The 20,495-nt window shown below is 43.4% G+C and carries 20 protein-coding genes and 1 other annotated feature; all 20 genes read right to left on the minus strand.

Translation table 11 applies throughout. From position 1 onward, the window contains the following. Positions 1-5 precede the first annotated feature (5 nt). Positions 6-710 (minus strand): orotidine-5'-phosphate decarboxylase, encoded by a 705-nt coding sequence (gene pyrF, locus JJ692_RS13535; protein ID WP_171464215.1) that lies wholly within the window; start codon positions 708-710, stop codon positions 6-8. After that, positions 682-1,614, minus strand: coding sequence for a dihydroorotate dehydrogenase (locus tag JJ692_RS13540; protein ID WP_024426944.1), 933 nt, complete (start codon positions 1,612-1,614; stop codon positions 682-684). The genes pyrF and JJ692_RS13540 overlap by 29 nt, the downstream gene beginning before the upstream one ends. After that, on the minus strand, positions 1,608-2,384 hold the full coding sequence (locus tag JJ692_RS13545; RefSeq protein ID WP_176967438.1) for a dihydroorotate dehydrogenase electron transfer subunit: 777 nt from the start codon (positions 2,382-2,384) through the stop codon (positions 1,608-1,610). Before JJ692_RS13545 ends, JJ692_RS13540 begins: the two co-directional genes overlap by 7 nt. Beyond that, positions 2,381-5,596 (minus strand): carbamoyl-phosphate synthase (glutamine-hydrolyzing) large subunit, encoded by a 3,216-nt coding sequence (carB, locus tag JJ692_RS13550; RefSeq protein ID WP_024424229.1) that lies wholly within the window; start codon positions 5,594-5,596, stop codon positions 2,381-2,383. The genes JJ692_RS13545 and carB overlap by 4 nt, the downstream gene beginning before the upstream one ends. After that, positions 5,581-6,675: a carbamoyl phosphate synthase small subunit gene (locus JJ692_RS13555; RefSeq protein ID WP_024424230.1), complete on the minus strand. Its 1,095-nt coding sequence runs from the start codon at positions 6,673-6,675 to the stop codon at positions 5,581-5,583. The genes carB and JJ692_RS13555 overlap by 16 nt, the downstream gene beginning before the upstream one ends. Then, positions 6,672-7,958 (minus strand): dihydroorotase, encoded by a 1,287-nt coding sequence (locus JJ692_RS13560; protein ID WP_206533876.1) that lies wholly within the window; start codon positions 7,956-7,958, stop codon positions 6,672-6,674. The genes JJ692_RS13555 and JJ692_RS13560 overlap by 4 nt, the downstream gene beginning before the upstream one ends. Beyond that, the gene (locus JJ692_RS13565) at positions 7,942-8,865 is read right to left on the minus strand and encodes an aspartate carbamoyltransferase catalytic subunit (protein WP_024424232.1); all 924 of its coding nucleotides are present in this window, start codon (positions 8,863-8,865) and stop codon (positions 7,942-7,944) included. Before JJ692_RS13565 ends, JJ692_RS13560 begins: the two co-directional genes overlap by 17 nt. A gap of 130 nt (positions 8,866-8,995) precedes the next feature. Next, positions 8,996-10,324, minus strand: coding sequence for a solute carrier family 23 protein (locus tag JJ692_RS13570; protein WP_025092549.1), 1,329 nt, complete (start codon positions 10,322-10,324; stop codon positions 8,996-8,998). A gap of 155 nt (positions 10,325-10,479) precedes the next feature. Further along, complete coding sequence (gene pyrR, locus JJ692_RS13575; protein WP_024424234.1) at positions 10,480-11,022, minus strand: bifunctional pyr operon transcriptional regulator/uracil phosphoribosyltransferase PyrR; 543 nt, start codon at positions 11,020-11,022, stop codon at positions 10,480-10,482. A gap of 170 nt (positions 11,023-11,192) precedes the next feature. After that, positions 11,193-12,107, minus strand: a complete 915-nt coding sequence (locus JJ692_RS13580) for an RluA family pseudouridine synthase (protein WP_024426940.1) — start codon at positions 12,105-12,107, stop codon at positions 11,193-11,195. Beyond that, on the minus strand, positions 12,104-12,571 hold the full coding sequence (gene lspA / locus JJ692_RS13585) for a signal peptidase II (RefSeq protein WP_024424236.1): 468 nt from the start codon (positions 12,569-12,571) through the stop codon (positions 12,104-12,106). Before lspA ends, JJ692_RS13580 begins: the two co-directional genes overlap by 4 nt. Before the next feature lie 94 nt (positions 12,572-12,665). After that, positions 12,666-13,040: a TraR/DksA C4-type zinc finger protein gene (locus JJ692_RS13590; RefSeq protein WP_206533877.1), complete on the minus strand. Its 375-nt coding sequence runs from the start codon at positions 13,038-13,040 to the stop codon at positions 12,666-12,668. A gap of 160 nt (positions 13,041-13,200) precedes the next feature. After that, on the minus strand, positions 13,201-15,966 hold the full coding sequence (gene ileS, locus JJ692_RS13595) for an isoleucine--tRNA ligase (protein ID WP_024424238.1): 2,766 nt from the start codon (positions 15,964-15,966) through the stop codon (positions 13,201-13,203). Positions 15,967-16,025: 59 nt separating this feature from the next. After that, positions 16,026-16,262 (minus strand) — a binding site (T-box leader). A 59-nt stretch (positions 16,263-16,321) separates the two neighbouring features. After that, entirely contained in the window at positions 16,322-16,816 is a 495-nt protein-coding gene (locus JJ692_RS13600; RefSeq protein ID WP_008344947.1) for a DivIVA domain-containing protein, read from the minus strand. 26 nt (positions 16,817-16,842) lie between these two features. After that, the gene (locus tag JJ692_RS13605) at positions 16,843-17,619 is read right to left on the minus strand and encodes a YlmH family RNA-binding protein (protein ID WP_024424239.1); all 777 of its coding nucleotides are present in this window, start codon (positions 17,617-17,619) and stop codon (positions 16,843-16,845) included. 53 nt (positions 17,620-17,672) lie between these two features. Continuing rightward, entirely contained in the window at positions 17,673-17,954 is a 282-nt protein-coding gene (locus JJ692_RS13610; RefSeq protein WP_024424240.1) for a YggT family protein, read from the minus strand. A gap of 6 nt (positions 17,955-17,960) precedes the next feature. After that, positions 17,961-18,419: a cell division protein SepF gene (gene sepF / locus JJ692_RS13615; RefSeq protein ID WP_024424241.1), complete on the minus strand. Its 459-nt coding sequence runs from the start codon at positions 18,417-18,419 to the stop codon at positions 17,961-17,963. 1 nt (position 18,420) lies between these two features. Beyond that, a complete protein-coding gene (locus JJ692_RS13620) occupies positions 18,421-19,110 on the minus strand; it encodes a YggS family pyridoxal phosphate-dependent enzyme (protein ID WP_024424242.1) in 690 nt (229 codons plus the stop codon). Positions 19,111-19,116: 6 nt separating this feature from the next. Beyond that, the gene (pgeF, locus tag JJ692_RS13625; RefSeq protein WP_073205108.1) at positions 19,117-19,980 is read right to left on the minus strand and encodes a peptidoglycan editing factor PgeF; all 864 of its coding nucleotides are present in this window, start codon (positions 19,978-19,980) and stop codon (positions 19,117-19,119) included. 211 nt (positions 19,981-20,191) lie between these two features. Beyond that, on the minus strand, positions 20,192-20,428 hold the full coding sequence (locus tag JJ692_RS13630) for a YlmC/YmxH family sporulation protein (RefSeq protein WP_008344958.1): 237 nt from the start codon (positions 20,426-20,428) through the stop codon (positions 20,192-20,194). Positions 20,429-20,495 lie beyond the last annotated feature (67 nt).

Below are 20,495 nucleotides of genomic sequence, written 5' to 3' on the forward strand. Positions count from 1 at the left end.
GGCAGTCACTCCCACTCTTTCAAAATTTGATGATAGGCTTCTATTGGTTTATCAGCTTTTGTGATTGATCTTCCGACAACAATTTGTGAAACACCTTGCTCTTTTGCATAGGCAGGTGTCGCCACACGCTTTTGGTCATCGGTTTGATCATTCGGTAAGCGAATACCTGGCGTTACAGTGAGAAAGGAGGGTGAGATATGTTCATGAAGTGCTTTAGATTCATGAACAGAGCAAACAACCCCGTCCAGCCCACTTTCATATGCTAATTGTCCGTACCGGATCACAGTCTCTTGCAGCGGACGGTCAATGAGTAATTCTTTTCTCATCATGTCTTCTGACGTACTAGTCAGCTGGGTCACTGCAATAATGCCCGGGCGGCTTTGTCCAGCAGGAGTCCCGCTTTCAAGTCCCTCTAACGCAGCCTGCATCATTCGTTTCCCGCCAGCCGCATGCACATTGACCAAGTCAACGCCAAGTGCGGCAAGCCGGTTCATCGCTTTTTGCACCGTTGTTGGAATGTCATGTAATTTTAGATCGAGAAAAATGCGGCAATTTTTTTCTTTCAGCGCTTCAAGGATGGCAGGTCCTTCTTGGTAAAACAGCTCCATGCCGACCTTCACAAATAATGGTGTCCCTTCAAAGGGATCTAAAAAGGCAAGCGCCTCCTGTCCTGACGGAAAATCAAGCGCGATGATGGGCAAGTGCTTCATGTTTCCAGCTCCTTCCGATACATTCCTCTACAGATGAATAACCATATGCTGCTAACACATTTGGCAGCTCTTCAATGATTTCCGGGCAAATAAATGGATTCACAAAATTGGCTGTACCGACAGCTACTGCACTTGCACCTGCTAGTAAAAATTCAAGTACATCTTCAGCACTTTGCACTCCGCCCATTCCGATAATCGGAATAGAAACCGCTTGACTCACCTCATGCACCATACGTACAGCGACAGGTTTGACAGCTGGTCCTGATAATCCGCCTGTTTTATTGGCAAGGATGGGTTTCCCCGTTTTTAAATCTAAACGCATCCCAATTAATGTGTTAATCATGGTGAGTCCATCCGCTCCAGCAGCTTCAATTGCTTGAGCAATTTCTACAATATTGGCTACGTTAGGTGACAGCTTGACATAGACAGGTACGGAAGAGACTTTCTTGACTGCTTTTGTCAATGATGCTGCCATATTTGGATCTGTACCAAAGGCGATTCCGCCGGTTTTCACATTTGGGCAAGAAATATTCAGCTCAAGGGCATGAACATTTTTTGCTTGGCTGATTTGCTTGGCTACTTCAACATAATCATCCACCTGTGAGCCAGCAACATTCGCAATAATAGGCGTATCAAACTGCTCGAGCCAAGGCAATTCATTTTCAAGCACGCCTTTTAGACCTGGATTTTGAAGGCCGATTGCATTGAGCATACCAGCTCCTGTCTCAGCAACCCTTGGAGTCGGATTGCCAAATCTCGGTTCAAGGGTTGTGGCTTTGATCATGATACCGCCCAGCAATGATAGGTCATATAAGGATGCAAATTCTCTCCCGAATCCAAAGCAGCCTGATGCAGGGATAATTGGATTCTTTAAAGATAATCCCGGTAACTCAACGCTTAGCATGACAATGCCACCTCCTCTGCTTTAAAAACAGGTCCATCAAGACACACTTTGACATAAGGTTTGTCGAGCTGATCGGTATGACAGACACATGCAAAGCAGGCACCAATTCCGCAGCCCATTCGTTCTTCCATCGAAATGTAGACAGGCTTATCAGGATACGTGTCTTTCAGCGCTTTTAGCATAGGTGTTGGACCACAGGAAAGCAGCACATCAAAGCTCAGGTTTTGCTCTTTTATCACATCTGTTACAAAGCCTTTAGCACCGTATGTGCCATCAACCGTTGCAATAAACGTATCGCCGAGTGCTCTAAATTTTTCCTCGTAAAATACATCCTTTTTCGATTGAAAGCCGAGGACATGCTTTACGATGACGCCTTTTTTCGTTAACCGCTTAGACAGCTCATATAGAGGTGGTACGCCAATTCCGCCGCCGACTAGTAATGCCGTCTCTCCGGGCTTGACGACTGAAGGATCATACCCGTTTCCAAGCGGCCCTAATACATCGACTGATTCTCCCTCCCGCTTTTGGGAGAGGAGCTTTGTGCCCTCTCCCTCTGCGCGGTAAATGATGGTTGCTTCTTTTTGCTCGGCATGAATGTTGGCAATACTGATCGGTCTTCTCAGCAGCGGTGTCATCGATTCACTGACCTTTAGATGAAGAAATTGTCCAGCCGTTTGAAAGGAGTCCACAAGGTCACCTTTTAATGTCATTTCGTAAATATGATCAGCGATCTCTCGGTTCGAGACGACCGTCAAGTATGCTTTTTTCATATCGTTACTGTCACCTCAGCATTCGTTTTCACTTCTGGCATTTCATCCGCTCTAAATGTCATGCTCTCAAGCACTCTTAAAATGGCTTCTGCTGTATCTAGTGACGTTAAGCAAGCCACTCCGTTTTCAACAGATTCACGTCTAATTCTAAAGCCGTCTCTTGCCGGCTGTTTTCCTTTTGTTAATGTGTTGATCACGAATTGGGCTTCCCCGTTTCGAATGACATCAAGAAGATTTTTGCCTTCTTCTCCAATTTTGCCGACTACACTTGAAGGAATGGAGGCTTGTTTTAAATAATTCGCCGTTCCTTCTGTTGCTAAAATATGATAGCCGATCGAATGGAATCTTCTTGCGATCTCAAGTCCTTCTTCTTTATCCTTATCAGCCACTGTCAGAAGAACTGTTCCGTCATTAGGGATTTGAATGCCTGATGCAATCAATCCTTTATATAGGGCTTTTTCGATCGTGACATCTTTCCCCATGACCTCACCTGTTGATTTCATTTCAGGCCCGAGTGTAATATCCACTCTTCTTAATTTTGCAAAAGAGAAGACTGGAACTTTGACGTACACTCCTTCTTGCTCTGTATGAAGCCCTTCTTCGTAGCCATAATTTTTGAGCTTGTCTCCTAAGATGACTTTTGTCGCAAGGTTTGCCATCGGGATGCCTGTAATTTTACTTAAGAAAGGAACCGTCCGGCTTGATCGCGGGTTCACTTCAAGGACATACACTTCACCTTTTGATAGGACAAATTGAATGTTCAAAAGCCCAATAATGTTGAGTCCTTTTGCAAGCTTGATCGTGTATTCTGCGATCTTTGCTTTGATGTCCTCAGACAATGTTTGCGGCGGATAGACCGCAATCGAGTCACCAGAGTGAACTCCGGCTCTTTCAATGTGTTCCATAATGCCTGGGATCACGACAGTTTCTCCATCAGACACGGCATCTACTTCAATTTCTTTTCCTGTCAAATACTTGTCAATTAACACTGGATGCTGCGGGTTGACCTTCACCGCATTCTCCATGTAGTGAAGAAGCTCGGCTTCTTGATACACAATTTCCATCGCGCGGCCGCCTAATACATAGGAAGGGCGGACAAGGACTGGATAGCCGATTTGATTTGCAATTGCTACAGCTTCAGGCACAGACGTTGCTGTTTTTCCTTTAGGCTGCGGCACGCCGAGTGTTTCTAAAGTTTGTTCAAACTTGTCCCGGTTTTCTGCACGGTCTAGGTCTTCTAGAGAAGTTCCAAGAATTTTAACCCCTCTATTTGATAATTCATCTGCTAAGTTGATCGCCGTTTGCCCGCCGAACTGAACGACGACTCCTTCAGGCTGTTCAAGGTCGATGATGTGCATGACATCTTCTACAGTGAGTGGTTCAAAGTAAAGCTTATCTGAAATACTAAAGTCTGTTGAGACCGTTTCAGGGTTGTTGTTTATAATGATCGCTTCATAGCCTGCTTGTTTAATTGCCCACACAGAGTGAACGGTCGCATAATCAAATTCAACCCCTTGTCCAATTCGGATAGGACCTGAACCTAATACGATAACGCTTTTCTTGTCTGTACGTTCTGATTCATTTTCATCTTCATACGTGCTGTAGAAATATGGTGTCTCTGATTCAAATTCTGCCGCACATGTATCCACCATTTTGTATACAGGTACAATGCCTGCTTCTTGTCTTAGCTTGTAGACATCCGCTTCTTTCATATTCCACTCACGGCTAATGTAGATATCTGAGAAGCCTTTTTCTTTCGCTTCTTTTAATACGTCTGTATTGCCTTTGTTTTCTTTTAATGTCTTCTCAAAGGCAATGATGCCTTCCAGCTTATGAAGGAAGAAGTAATCAATTTTTGAGAATTCATGTATTTGTTCGACTGTATAGCCTCTTCTAAGCGCCTCAGCGATATAAAATAATCGTTCGTCTCCCGCTTTGATAATCCGTTTTTCAAGCACTTCATTTGTGATGTCTGCTTCATCTTTTAATTCAATGTGATGCACATCGGCTTCAAGTGAACGTACAGCCTTTAGAAGAGACTCTTCTAATGTGCGGCCGATTGCCATGACTTCACCAGTTGCCTTCATTTGCGTACCAAGACGTCTGTTCGCAGATTCAAATTTATCGAACGGCCAACGCGGTATTTTTGAAACGATATAGTCAAGTGCCGGCTCGAAGGCTGCATAGGTTTTACCTGTGACTGGGTTCATCATTTCATCAAGCGTTAAGCCGACAGCAATTTTCGCTGCCAATTTGGCAATTGGATAGCCTGTCGCTTTTGACGCAAGCGCAGATGAACGGCTCACACGCGGGTTTACCTCGATGATATAGTATTGAAAGCTGTTTGGATCAAGTGCCAGCTGAACGTTACAGCCGCCTTCAATGCCAAGTGCACGGATCAGCTTAAGCGACACATTGCGAAGCAGCTGATATTCACGGTCACTTAACGTTTGGCTTGGGGCTACAACAATACTGTCACCAGTATGGATGCCGACAGGGTCAAAGTTTTCCATGTTACAAACAACGATTGCATGGTCACCGCTGTCTCGCATGACTTCATATTCAATTTCTTTAAAGCCTGCAATGCTTTTTTCAAGTAAGCATTGTGTGACTGGGCTTAGCTTCAGACCGTTTTCAACGATTTCCTTCAGTTCTTGCTCGTTTGTACAAATTCCGCCGCCTGTTCCGCCTAATGTATAGGCTGGTCTGACGATGACAGGGAAACCGATTTGATCTGTAAACGCCATCGCTTCTTCCAGGTTATGAATGATTTCACTTTCTGGTACTGGCTCATTTAGTTCATTCATTAAATTACGGAATAAATCTCTATCCTCTGCTTTTTGGATGGCTGACAGCTTTGTACCGAGTACTTCAACGCCGCATTCAGCTAATACGCCAAGCTCTGACAATTCAACAGCAAGGTTTAATCCAGTTTGCCCGCCAAGTGTTGGCAAGATCGCATCAGGGCGTTCTTTTCGAATGATTCGTGTTAAAAATTCTGGTGTCAGTGGTTCGATGTATACCTTATCAGCCATTTCTGTATCTGTCATAATGGTCGCAGGGTTAGAGTTCACAAGAACGACTTCATAGCCCTCTTCTTTTAGCGCTAAGCAAGCCTGTGTACCTGCATAGTCAAACTCCGCTGCCTGACCGATGATGATAGGACCTGATCCGATTACTAAAATCTTTTTGATGTCTACGCGTTTTGGCATACTTCTTCCCCTTCTTTCTCAGTCGTATGAATCATTTCCATGAACTGGTCAAATAAGTAGTTTGCATCTTCTGGACCCGGTGATGCTTCTGGGTGGTACTGAACAGTGAATGCTGGTGCTTCTTTATGTTTTAATCCTTCAATCGTATTGTCGTTTAGGGCAATATGTGTGACTTCGAGCACGTCTTCGTTAATACTGCTAACCGTGTAGCCATGGTTTTGAGACGTCAGTGTCACCTTGCCAGTTGCTAGTTCTTTCACCGGATGGTTTGATCCTCTGTGGCCAAATTTCATTTTTTCTGTGCTTGCACCGCACGCTAGAGCAAATAATTGATGTCCGAGGCATATACCAAAGAGCGGCACCTTTCCAATCAATTGCTGAATCATCTCAACGGCTTCCGGTACATCCACAGGATCTCCAGGTCCGTTTGAAAGCATGATGCCATCAGGCTTTAGCTGCAGCACTTCATCTGCAGTGATGTTGTATGGCACCACAATGACGTCGCAGTCACGTTTATTGAGCTCGCGCAAAATGCCGTGCTTCATGCCGAAATCGACAAGGACAATTCTTTTTCCTCTGCCTGGGCTTGGGTACGCATTTTTCACAGATACTTGACTCACTTGATCTGTTGGCAGCTGCAATGTTTGAAGGCGGCGGACAACGTCTTCTACTTGTTCATCAGGTCCTGCAAATGCCCCTCTTAAAGTCCCTGCACTTCGAATCATTCTAGTCAGCTTCCGTGTATCGATTCCGCTCAGCCCCGGAATGTTTTTCATTTTTAAATATTCATCGAGTGAATATGAAGAGCGCCAGTTTGAGGGCTTTTCACAAAGCTCTTTCACAATCAACCCTTTCACAAACGGTGTGATCGATTCAAAATCGTCACGGTTAATGCCATAGTTGCCGATAAGCGGGTAAGTCAGTGTGACAATTTGTCCGCAGTATGATGGATCAGATAAAATTTCTTGATAGCCCGTCATCCCTGTATTAAAGACGACTTCTCCGACTGATGGTTCTAAGCTGCCAAAGCCTGTTCCTTCGAATACTGTTCCGTTTTCTAGCACTAAGCGTCTCTTCATTTTACTAGTCTCCCCTCTTCATAAACGACTTTCCCAGATGCAAGTGTCATGACCGGCCATCCTGATACAGTCAATTTGTCAAACGGTGTATTTTGCCCTTTAGATAAGAAGCTTTTTTTATCGATTGCCATTTCTTTGTTTAAATCAATGAGTGTGATATCAGCTATGTGCCCTTCTTCAAGCTTTCCGTATGGAAGAGAAAATGCTTCAGCTGGTTTGATTGTCATATAATCAACGAGTTCTTTTAATGTCCATTCGCCTGTTTTGACAAATCGTGTATACAGAAGCGGAAACGCAGTTTCAAGTCCCACAATTCCAAACGGGGCACGCTGCATCGTTTCGTTCTTTTCTTCTTCTGTATGCGGCGCATGGTCTGTTGCGATGAAATCAATCGTTCCATCTAACAGTCCCTCGATCAATGCCTCGCGATCCTCTGTTCCTCTGAGCGGCGGGTTCATTTTATAGTTTGTATCAAGACCCGGAATGTCCGTATCACACAACAGCAGGTGATGCGGTGACACCTCAGCCGTCACACGGATGCCTGCTTTTTTTGCATCGCGTACGACCCGCACAGATTCTTTCGTACTGATATGACATACATGATAATGACAGTTCGCTGCTTCTGCTAAAAGAACATCTCTTGCAATATGCACCGATTCACAAATGGACGGTATTCCGTTTAACCCATTTGCTTTTGAAAATTCTCCTTCATGAACGCACCCGCCGTAAATGAGCGAGTTATCTTCACAGTGCGCCACAATCGCTTGATCAAGACTTGCTGCCTTTTTCATCGCTTCGTACATCATGCCTGCTGTTTGGATGCCGACACCGTCATCTGTAAAGGCAAAGGCGCCTGCTTCTTTTAGTGCTGCAAAATCCGTCATTTCTTCCCCAATTTGTCTCGTTGTGATGGAGGCGTATGGCAGCACTCTCACAGATGAGGTCTCTTCGATTCGATTCATCAGCCATTCCATTTGCTCTTTTGTATCTGGAACCGGCCTTGTATTCGGCATCGCTGCAATCGTCGTATATCCGCCTCTTGCGGCTGCTTTAGAGCCTGTTTCAATCGTTTCCTTTTTCTCTCCGCCTGGCTCTCTTAAATGCACATGCAGATCGATCAAGCCCGGTGACACAAATAGCCCTGCTGCATCAATAACCTCTTCTCCGTCTTCTCTTTCTAGGTGACCAATCGCTTGAATCACTTTTCCTTTTACCCTAATATCCTGCTGCACTCTTTCACCTGTGCTTGTTAAGATAAACCCGTTTTTAATGAGATATGACATAGACAGAATCTCTCCCTTTTTGATGTAGTGTGCTATTTTGAAAAGCTCTTTTTAATACAGCCATTCGGATATAAACACCATTTTCCATTTGTTTGAAAATCCTTGACTGCTTGGACTCTACTAATGAATCATCTATTTCAACACCTCTGTTTACTGGTGCTGGATGCATAATAATCGCGCGTTCTTTCATTTTGTTTGCTCTGTCTACTGTTAATCCATAAGTTGATAAGTAATCTTCGCTGCCCATTTTTTCAGCGTGCCGTTCATGCTGGATTCTAAGCAGCATCACCACATCAGATTGTGCGATGGCTTCATCTACTTGGACATACGTTCCGTGAGGGTTTTGTTCATCCTGGAAGGAAGCAGGCCCTGAAAACAGGACTGTCGCTCCCAGCCTTGAGAGAACCTCAGCATTTGATCTTGCCACCCTGCTATGTTTGATGTCTCCATGAATCGAAATCGTTAAGCCTTCAAAGCCGCCAAACTCTTCAAAGATGGTCATGAGGTCAAGCAGTGATTGGGTTGGATGCTGTCCGCAGCCATCTCCTGCATTGATGATGGGAATTCCAACCTTCCCAATCAGCTCGTTATAATATTCATCGGTGCTGTCTCTGATCACACATGCCTTTACTCCGATCGATTCGAGTGTTTTTACCGTATCGTAAAGTGTTTCGCCTTTTTGAACGGAGGTGCTTGCCGCATCTAAGCTCAGGACATTCATCCCTAGTTTCTTCTCGGCTACTTCGAAGCTAAAACGTGTTCTTGTGCTTGGTTCAAAGAAAAGGTTTGCCACAAATTCTCCGGCTAATCCATGTTCTTGTTTCCCCTTTTTGAGTGCAGCTGCTTCTTCAATCAGCTGTAAAATCTCTTCTTTTGATAAGCTGCTCATTGTCGATAAATCATTCATTTTTTCTTCCCCCTCTAGTTTTTCATCACTTTCAGGTTCAAAAAAACCCTAAGCCTCGGCAGCTTAGGGTTCTCCAAAAGAAGCAGCGGCACTTTTGTGCATTCTGCTCCATTTAGAACCCTTGTCAGCCTCACTGGACTTCTTTTAAAAGGTTTTCTGTATTTGATTCATTTGAGTTGTCATCTTCTGCTTTTTGATGCGGCAGGATCAGATTTAACAGGACACCCGTAATCGCAGCAAGTGCCATTCCAGATAGGGTGAGATTGATTTGTTTCACCTCAATGAATGCCCCGCCAATCCCAATGACTAGGATGACTGATGCGATAATGAGATTACGCTTTTCTTCAAAATTCACTTTATGATCAATCAGAATTCTCAGGCCGCTTGAAGCAATGATTCCAAAGAGCAGGAACGAAACGCCTCCCATCACCGCGGACGGCACTGTACTGATTAATGCTGAAATTTTTCCTACAAAACCGAAGCAGATCGCAAACACGGCTGCTCCGCCGATGACGAAGATACTGAACACTCTTGTGATGGCTAGTACGCCAATGTTCTCTCCATAAGTTGTTGTTGGTGGTCCGCCAATAAGTGAAGCGAAGATCGTCGCCGCACTGTCTCCTAAAATGGAACGGTGAAGACCTGGTTTTTTAATAAAATCTTGTCCTACGACCTTACTTAACACCACTTGGTGGCCGATATGCTCAGACATTGTGACAAAGGCTACCGGCACCATCACTGTGAGAATGCTTAAGGTCACAGCAGGTGTATAGTCGACAAATGGCACAACGAAGTCTGGTACAGCAAACCATTTTGCGTCAATGACCGGCTGGAAGTTCACGATGCCTTGTGTTAAGGCAAAGAGATAGCCGCTGATGATGCCGATTAATACTGGGATTAAGCTAAGGAATCCTCTTAGGAAAATCATACTGATAATGGTGACAGCCAGTGTGAAGCCAGCGACCATTAAGTGTTTGAGGCTGTAAACAAGCTCGGTTGCATTCGGATCAACATACATCGCCATGTTGACTGCTGTTCCAGCGAGTCCGAGTCCGATGACCATAATGACTGGTCCTACGACCACCGGCGGCAGAAGCTTCATCAGCCAGCCTGTGCCGAGCCATTTAATGAATAGGGCGATGAGTGCATAAGCGACACCCGCCATGAAGGCGCCAACCATTGCGGCTCCAGGGCCTCCCGTTGCTTTCACATTCAGTATGGGGGCGATGAAGGCAAAGGACGATCCAAGATACGCCGGAATTTGTCCTCTTGTGATGATTAAGTAAACAATCGTTCCCACTCCGCTTGAGATGAGCGCGACGGCTGGACTCATATCAATGATTTTTGGTACAAGAATGGTCGCACCAAACATCGCAAACAAATGCTGAAGGCTAAGTGACAGCCATGTGAATGGTTTTGGGATATCTCGAATGCCTAAATTGGCTTTTTGCTGACTCATGATTTTCCTCCTAGATGTGTCCTTTTTCATTAAAAAAGCCTCTTTGCGAGTATGCGCAAAGAGGCCTAGATAAACCGGACACGTCATGTTGGCCGTGTGCTCGGTTTCTCTGTTATTGCCCTCTTTGCAAACTCTCTGGAATGCATTTAAAAAGGTTATTTTTCATATATAGCGACAAGGTCGTTTTGATCTACTTCATTGAGCTGAACCATGACTGTCTCTGCTTTTGAAGTCGGAATGTTTTTCCCGATATAATCGGCTCGGATCGGCAGCTCCCGGTGTCCCCGGTCAACGAGCACAGCCAGCTGAATGGAAGATGGTCTTCCTACATCCACAAGGGCATCCATAGCTGCTCTGACGGTTCTGCCTGTAAACAGGACATCGTCAACAACAATAAGTGTTTTGTCATTAATGTCAGCTGGTATGTCTGCACCCTTTACAAGCGGGTCTTGGTTGTCTGTCTTTTTTGTCAGGTCATCACGGTATAGCGTAATATCAAGTTCACCTACAGTGACTGGATTCCCTTCAATTTGCTCGATGCGCTCTGCAAGGCGCTTTGCAAGATGTATGCCTCTTGTCTTGATCCCGGCAAGGATGACATCCTTCATCCCTTTGTTGCGCTCAATCATTTCATGTGCAATTCGGGTAAGCGCTCGTCTGATCGCTTGTTCATCAAGAATGACTGCTTTTTGTTCCATCTTTTACACCTCTTTTTGACAAATAAAAAGCCCCTTCTGCAAAGGGCAGAGAGGGGCGTTCATTTGTGCATATGCGTGCACAAATTGATCCGTTATCCTTCTCAGCCTCTCTGGACTGTTTTAAAGAATCTCAATTTCTTCGTTTATTATTTCAAAAAAAGAACGGCCTGTCAATCGTTATTTCTTAATGAATCGATAAAGGCTTGCATATCAGCTGGAATTGGTGCTGTGAACTCGATATATTCTCCTGTTCTAGGATGATCAAATCCTAAAACACCTGCATGCAGCAGCTGTCCATTAAAATCGACTGTTTTTCTCGGCCCATATTTCGGATCTCCTGCAAGAGGGTAGCCGATATATTTCATATGAACACGAATTTGGTGTGTTCTTCCTGTTTCAAGGCGGCATTCGACAACTGTGAAGTCTTTAAAGCGTTCAATCACATCAAAGTGAGTAACGGCTTGTTTTGCATTTTCTTTTGTGACCGTCATGCTTTGGCGGTCTTTTTTGTCTCTGCCAATTGGTGCATCAATTGTGCCTGTATCATGCTGGATAATACCGTGGACAACAGCCGTATACTTTCTTGTGACAGTTTTAGCCACCAGCTGATTGACGAGTGACTCATGTGCCATATCGTTTTTAGCGACCATTAACAGCCCAGACGTATCTTTATCAATTCGGTGGACAATTCCAGGACGCATCACACCGTTAATCCCTGATAAGTCTTTGCAATGTGCCATCAGTCCATTTACAAGTGTTCCTGACACATGACCTGGCGCTGGATGAACGACCATTCCTCGTGGTTTATTTACGACTAACACATCTGCATCCTCATAATAAATATCAAGATCCATTGGTTCTGCTTCTACATCTAGGGCTTCCGGATCTGGGATCTCCACTTTGATTTGATCTCCAGCTTGTACTTTGTAATTGGCCTTTACTTGTTTCCCGTTTACTTCGATCAGCCCATCTTTTACCCATTGCTGGACTTGGGTTCTTGACCATTCTGGTTCTGTCGTGCTTAGAAATTTATCTAGCCGTTCACTCGTTTGTTCTTCTGAAACGGCAATATTTACTTGATTCATGTAGTTGACTCCTTATTTTTCTTTCCATCTAACAGCATTTGAATGAAGAGCAGAATAACCCCTACACAAAGAGAAGAATCTGCAATATTAAAGATTGGGTAGTGATAATCCCCAAATACGAAATGAGCAAAATCAACCACTTCCTGACGGAAAATACGGTCGATAAAGTTTCCGATTGCTCCGCCAAGCATTAAGGCCAGCGCTACTCCCAGCAGCTTGTCCTTTTGTCCATGTTTTTGTAAGTAATAAACAATTCCCGCAATAACAACGAGTGTGATCACATAGAAAAACCACATTTGCCCTTGGAGAATTCCCCATGCGGCTCCTGAATTTCGGTGAGACGTGATATAAAAGAATCCATCAATGACTGGAACAGAATCACCGAGCATCATATTTTTGACAATGAGCCATTTTGTTAATTGGTCTAAACAAATGATAACGAATGCGATTATGTAATAGAACACACACGTTCCTCCATCTTCATACTTTGATCTTTAAGCATTTTATCAAGAAAACAGGAAGGAGTAAAGAAACTTTAGTTGACAGACAAAAACCTCCCTACATGTGGAAGGCTTCAAAATGAGAATCATTTGATTCGTAAGGATAAGGAGTGAATGCTTTTTTCTCGTATTGCTTATGATATAAAAAGTCGTCAGCCGTGCGGGCGGTAGGAAGAATACTCATTTGTTCAAGCGGAATCACATCTCCTGTTGCCTCACATATGCCATAGGTTCCTTGTTCGATTTTTGCAATAGCGAGAGACACATCTTGCAGCTCTTCTTTGATGTGATAAAGAAGCGTGGTCGTTTTGACCTCATTCAATGTGACATGCTCAGCGGGTGAACGAAATGATGCGTATTCAAACAGTTTAGATTGCAGCTCTTCTTTCATTTGAAGGAGTTCCGTGTAAATCATCTCTATATCGCCATTCATGTCGCTATTTCAACTCCTGCCCTGTCGTGATAATCATATTGTTGCCCCGCCTGGTCACTTTAAAGCCATAAGATTTTTCCTTTCGTTCTAAACGCTGTCATTTTCTCATAAAAGAAAACGCCCCGCATATGACGGGGCGCCAGCTTGTGATATCGCATTGTTAATTTTGGTAATATTTCTCCACGATTTCAGCATTTTTCAGCGACAATGTTGGGTATTTCGGATTTGCACCAACGTCTTTTGAAATAATGCGGGAACGCTCGCACAGTTCTCCTTCTGCTTTTTGAACCACAATTCGTCCTGATGCATATTCAGGCGCTGATGTATCTGCATGCTGCTCATCTTCTACCGTTAATTCAGAGATGATAAAGAGCTGCTTCACATCTTCTTTAATGGATGCAAGAAGGTTTTTCACTTCGTCTGTCGCATAAAGCGTCACACTTGCTTCAAGTGAACGTCCGATGACTTTCTCGTTACGCGCAATCTCCAGCGCTTTTAGCACATCATCACGTACTTCCATAAAGCGGTCAAATTTCGCTTCTGTCGCTTCAGCTTGAGGAACTGCCACACCTTCTGGCATATCTGTTAACTGAACACTCGGCTCTTCAACAAAGCTTAAGTGGCTCCATAATTCATCTGCGGTATGCGGAAGAATTGGTGCAGTCAGCTTTACTAAAGCCATTAATGTTTCGTAGAAGACCGTCTGCATGCTGCGGCGGTCTGGATGATCGGCATGCTCAATGTAGACGACATCCTTTGCAAAATCAAGATAGAAAGAGCTGAGCTCAATCGTACAGAAATTGTGAATCGCATGATACACGACCGCAAATTCGTAATCATCATAGGCTTTTTTCACTTTATCAATCAATTTGTTTAATTTGATCATGATGTATTGATCCACTTCGCGAAGCTCTTCTACTGGCACGGCATTTACTGCTGGGTCAAAGTCAAATAGGTTTCCATGCAGGAAGCGGAAGGTGTTACGGATTTTACGATAGACTTCTGCTACTTGTTTCAAAATATCATCAGATACTGGATGATCGGCTTGATAGTTGACTGAAGATACCCAAAGTCTTAGAATCTCTGCACCAAGCTGCTTCGCAACCTTCGTTGGATCAATCGTATTGCCTAATGATTTACTCATCTTTCGTCCTTCTTTATCAAGCGTAAAGCCATGACTTAGGACACCTTTATAAGGTGCTTTTCCAGTGACAGCAACTGCTGTTGATAAAGAGGAGTTAAACCAGCCGCGATATTGGTCAGAGCCCTCAAGGTAAAGATCTGCCGGACGGACTAGGTCGTCTCTTTCTTCTAAAACGGCTTGGTGAGAAGAACCGGAATCAAACCATACATCCATGATATCCTGCTCTTTTGTGAATTCACCATTCGGGCTGCCTGGATGTGTAAAGCCTTCTGGCAATAGCTCTTTTGCTTCTTTTTCAAACCAAATATTCGAGCCATGCTCTCTAAATAATTGAGATACATGCTGAATGGTTTCGTCCGTGATGATCGGCTCACCATTTTCCGCATAAAAGACCGGAATTGGAACGCCCCATACACGCTGTCTTGAAATACACCAGTCACCTCTGTCACGCACCATATTGAACAGGCGTGTTTCTCCCCATGCTGGAACCCATTTTGTTTCTTTAATATTGTCTAATAACGCTTCTCTAAAATCTTTAATGGATGCAAACCACTGAGCTGTCGCACGATAAATCGTTGGTTTTTTCGTTCTCCAGTCATGCGGGTAGGAGTGCGTGATAAAGTCGAGCTTTTTCAGCGCACCTTTTGCTTCAAGCTGTTCTGTGATGGCTTTATTGGCATCCTCGTAGAATAGTCCTTCAAAACCAGGCGCCTCATCTGTCATCACACCTTTTTCATCTACTGGACAGAGCACATCAAGACCGTATTTCATACCGACAATAAAGTCATCTTCCCCGTGGCCTGGTGCTGTGTGAACACAGCCAGTTCCCGCATCAGTTGTCACGTGATCGCCAAGCATCACAAGAGAATCTCTATCGTAAATTGGATGTGCTGCAACGATTTTATCTAATTCTTTACCTTTTAATGTTTTCACAACTTCGTATTCTTCAAAGCCGAGTGTTTTTACTACTTGTTCAACCAGTTCAGATGCAACGACATAACGCTCAGCACCGACTTGAAGAACACTGTACTCTAAGTTTGGATGAACACAAATGCCAAGGTTTGCAGGAAGCGTCCAAGGTGTTGTTGTCCAGATAATGAATTGTTCGCCGTTTTCAAGAACGCCTTTGCCATCTTTTACTTTAAACGAAACGTAAATCGATGGTGAACGTTTGTCTTTATATTCAATTTCCGCTTCAGCGAGGGCTGATTCACTTGAAGGAGACCAGTTAACAGGCTTTAATCCTTTATAGATGTAGCCTCTCTTCGCCATTTCACCAAAGACAAGGATTTGCTGTGCTTCGTATTCAGGCTTTAATGTGACATATGGATTGTCCCAGTCTGCTCTAACGCCTAATCGCTTAAACTGGCTGCGCTGACCTTCAATTTGCTTCCAAGCATACTCCTCGCATAGTTTGCGGAATTCTGCTGTAGACATTTCTTTGCGTTTGACTTTTTTATTTTTAGTAAGAGCTGTTTCAATTGGCAGCCCGTGTGTATCCCAGCCCGGAACATACGGTGCATGATACCCGTTCATTGATTTAAATCGGACGATAAAATCTTTTAGGATTTTATTAAGTGCATGCCCCATATGAATGTCACCATTCGCATATGGAGGTCCATCATGCAAAATAAACGTCGGGCGTCCTTTAGTCCGCTCTAAAACCATTTGATAGATGTCTTTCTCTGCCCACTCCTCTTGGATTTCAGGCTCTTTGTTCGGCAAGTTCCCTCTCATCGGGAATTCTGTTTTCGGCATTAATAAGGTGTCTTTGTAGTTCATACCCATTCCTCCACATGCAAATTCTGATTAAAAAACAATAAAAAAAGCCCTCTCATCCCATAAGGGACGAGAAGGCTTGTCTCGCGGTACCACCCTTTTAGACAAGCGATATGAAAGAGCCGCTTATCCACTCTAAAATCGTAACGTGATCAGACGCCTTTTCTTACTGTTTTTTTCAGAAAAGGAACTAAAGGGGTGATCTCATTGCAGCGTCTCGTAATGTCAGGCTTCCACCATCCCTGATTCGCTTTATTACGCATGTGACAGCTGCGAGTGTCCCTTTCAAACGTTTATCTCTTGTTAATTTATGATGGTATTATATGCAACATGAGCACGTCATGTCAAGATGATGCGCTTATTCTTTTTCATCAAAGACAGCGTCTACTTCATATTCCAGTAAATGATCCCAATCGTCATTTTTCAGAAGATCAAGCTGCGCTTCGATGAGCATTTGGAAACGAGTTCTAAAGACCTTCGACTGTTTCTTCAGCTCTTCGATTTCCATTGCAATTTTTCTTGATTTTGACAGCGCTTCGTTGATAATACGGTCTGCATTTTTCTCTGCTTCACGAATAATCAATTTTGCTTCTTTATCCGAATGGCGCTTTACGTCTTCTGCTGCTTCCTGCGCCACAAGAATCGATTTGTTTAATGTCTCTTCAATTGTTGCAAAATGACCTAGTCTTTCGTCAAGCTCGTTTACTTTGTCTTCAAGCTCATTCTTTTTACGAAGTACGATCTCATAGTCTTTACGTACTTGGCTTAAAAACTCGTTTACTTCATCTTCATCATAGCCGCGAAAGCTTTTTGTGAACGTTTTATTATGAATATCATTAGGTGTTAATGGCAACCTCGCCACCTCCAGATTCAAGTTCGTTATGTCAGAAGCTCAAATGTTACTTTGAACTTATCTTTTTTGGTCTTCCCATCAATCGTTTTGAGGCTAAAGCGGCCAAATCCCCGAACAGAGAGCTGATCGCCTTCACCGATTGTAAAAGAAGGGTCCTCTGTGACTTTCCAATTGACTTTGACAAGCCCATTTTTGACTAAAAGCTGTGCTTTTTGCCGAGACTGACGGCTGACAGCAGCACATACAGCATCAAGCCGAAGTGAAGAAATGGTATCTTCTTTGATATCAGTCTTTGTGATCACTGGCTTTATTTCTGCCTGCGTGATTTCCTCTAATGAAACGGCTGCTCTGCCGACATGAGTCAGCTGCGCCCGCACAAAATCGGCGACATCACTTGTACAAATAAACTGCACATCTTCCTCTGAAAATAATAGATCTCCGAATTTTTGACGCTTCAAGCCTGTCCCAATCAATGAGCCGAGAAGCTTCGGGTGTTCTAAAGAAATAAACTTTTTCGCATAGTTCACCTGAAAATATGACAGCTCAACATCTTGAATAGAAGGTTCTAAATAATCAGGATAAATGAGGGCTCTTTTGCGCTCCGCTCCCTCATACCCGCCAAAAAACATGATCCCAAGTTCTTCGCCATGCTGGATGACGGACTCAGTAATAAATTGCTCACGCGGATCAAGGAAATCTGTTAATTTCATTCGATATTGGTCGAGTGCGATTTTTTTCCAGCCTAACACTTGGTCGACAAATGGCTGTTCGTCTTTTCTAAAATGCTGATAGATATCGCTCATTTTGTTCCCCTCTTATGTAAAAGAGCCTGGCAGTGCCAAGCCCGGCAGCCTGTTTACATGAAGCGCACAATCATATTGTAAAGACCAGTTAGTCCATATGATGATGCAAAACGAATCACAAGCAATGCCACAATCGGCGAGATGTCAATCATGCCGATTGGCGGAATAATTTTACGAAATGGTTCTAAATACGGTTCGCAAATATTTGTCAGAAAACGGCCAAACACAGTTTCTCTTGCAGATGGCACCCATGACATAAAGATGTAAATAATAATCGCGAATGAGTAAATCGTTAATACCGTTCCTAAAATATTAAAAATGAAATTTAGAATCACTATGATTTACCACCTCTGAGGTTCTTCCTCTGTCAATAGCTCTGATATTGTACCAGATACATCTACATTATCAGGTGTGCAGAGGAATATATTCGAGCCAATACGCTGGATGTCTCCACCGATTGCATAAACGGTTCCGCTTAAGAAGTCAATGATTCGCTTTGCTTGATCATGCTGAATGCGCTGCAAATTCACGACGACTGCACGTCTGTTTTTAATATGGTCTGCAATCTCCTGCGCCTCTGCATAAACACGCGGCTCACTTAACACCACTTTAGAGGATTTTTGCACGCTTTGCAAGCTGACGACATTTTGTTTTCCTGTCTGCGGGCGATCTTGAAATGCTGCTTTGTCCTTCGTTCCTTTTTCTTCTTGAACGGGTTCTCTTTCTTCATCAATATATTCGTACTCATACTCTTCATCGTCGAGAGTGAAAAAGCTTTTAAACTTATTTTTTATGCTCATGTCACGCACCTCCTGTTTCATTTCCAACAAGTGAAGAGCCAATCCGAACGAATGTCGCACCTTCTTCAATTGCGATTTCAAAATCATTTGACATGCCCATCGATAAATGCTGACAAGGTGCATTTACTTGGTTAAGATGTTTTACTTCTTCTTGAAGATTTTTTAATGTTTTAAAACAGTTGCGAATCACAGTGTGATCATCTGTAAATGGAGCCATCGTCATCAGTCCAGCAATTTCAATCTGTTTGAAATCAGCTAGCTGCTTTACAAATGGAATGACGTCTTCACTTTTCAAGCCGTGTTTTGACTCCTCAAGTGATGTGTTCACTTGTACAAAACAGCGAACTGTGTGATCCGCTCTTTTTTCAATTTCATTCGCAAGAGACATTCTGTCAAGCGAATGTAAGTAGTCAATTGTCTGAATGACAGATTTCACTTTTCGCGTCTGTAAACTGCCGATAAAGTGCCAGCTAATGTTTTCATCGGTTATGGCCGCCTGCTTTTCAAGTAACCCTTGGTCACGATTTTCACCAAAGTGCATAATTCCTGCTTCTTTAGCTTCTTGTGCTCGTTCAATGGAGACATACTTTGTCACAGCGACGACCGATACATCTGCTGGATGTCTACCGGCTCTTTTACATGCTTCGTTTATTTGTTCATTTATTTGTCTGAGATTCTCTCGTACATTCAATTGCACTTATGCCTCCTTAAACCCGACAAAAGACATCATACGTCCTGTTTTCCCTTGATCACGCCGGTGTGAGAAGAAAAGCTGATCATTGCAGCTTGTGCACATCGAACTGACATGTATGTTTTCTTCTTTAATTCCTGCATGAAGCAATACGTTTTTGTTTAATGTTTTCAAATCAATTTTATATTGTCCTGGTGAAATCTCGGAATACACATCCTCTGTTGAAAAAGGAAGCTGTTTCACTTGATCCATGACTGCGTCATCGACTATGTAGCAGCAGCTGCCAATGGATGGTCCAATGACGACTTGAATATGATCGGCCTTGGCATCTTCTTGGCTGACCCATACATCAACCATCTTTGCACCAATTTGCTTGACGGTTCCTTTCCAGCCGGCATGAGCCGTTCCAATTAATCCGTTTTGCGGAGCTAGAAAATAAAGCGGAACACAATCAGCGAAACAAAGAGCGAGCATCATGTTCGTCTCAGACGTATATAAACCGTCTGTACCAGGCAGTGCCTCATGATAATGAAGACTTCCTCTTCCTCTTTGCTCCTTGGTGACTTTTAGGATGCGATCCTCGTGTGTTTGGTCTGCAAACACCCAATCAGAGAGCGGCACAGCAGCAGCATCTGCTATGACTTGACGATTCATTTGAACACTAGAAGCATCATCTCCTACATGGAGTCCAGTGTTCAATGATTGATATGGAGGTAGGCTGAAGCCGCCGTTTTTTGTTGTAAACCCGGCCAATACCTCTTTACCAGAACATGTCATGTTCGTCCAATCATGAATGGTCATTGCATATGGTGATTTCTGCTGAAAGGGGTCATATTTGTATGTCAAAGCTGCCTCCCACCTTTCATTCATCTCTCTTTATTTCGCTCCTATTTTACCACAAGACATGCATAGACAGTTAGTGGGATTCATTAAATATTACACTCAAATGTGCCCTTTCTGCAGGTTTTTTTACAAATTGATATGAAAACGTAATCTTTTTACCCGAAAAAGACATTGTTTGCTAAGAATGAAGAGTTTGTTTTAAGGAAAAATTGAATGATTCATTGAGGAATTATACGAATTAAGAAGACAAGCGGACAAGTATCACATCTTCGCCAATTTTTACTATATTTCGCCATGGGACAATCATTTCCTCTTCTTTTCCGAAAAATCCCATCATTTTACCTGTGCCGCCAATAATAATCGCTTGGATTTTGCCGCTTGTGACATTAATATCAATGTCCCCAATGGTACCTAATTTTTTCCCGCTGGATACATCGACGACATCCTTGATTTGGAATTCAGAAATACTGATCATCTGTCCTTCCCCGCCTTTCGTTTTCTACTATAATATGTATGATGGAAAAGCAGGGAAGCAGACCAAT

It is taken from the genome of Bacillus sp. 3a (assembly GCF_017161885.1).
In the GTDB taxonomy this organism is placed as follows: Bacteria; Bacillota; Bacilli; order Bacillales; family Bacillaceae; genus Bacillus; species Bacillus safensis.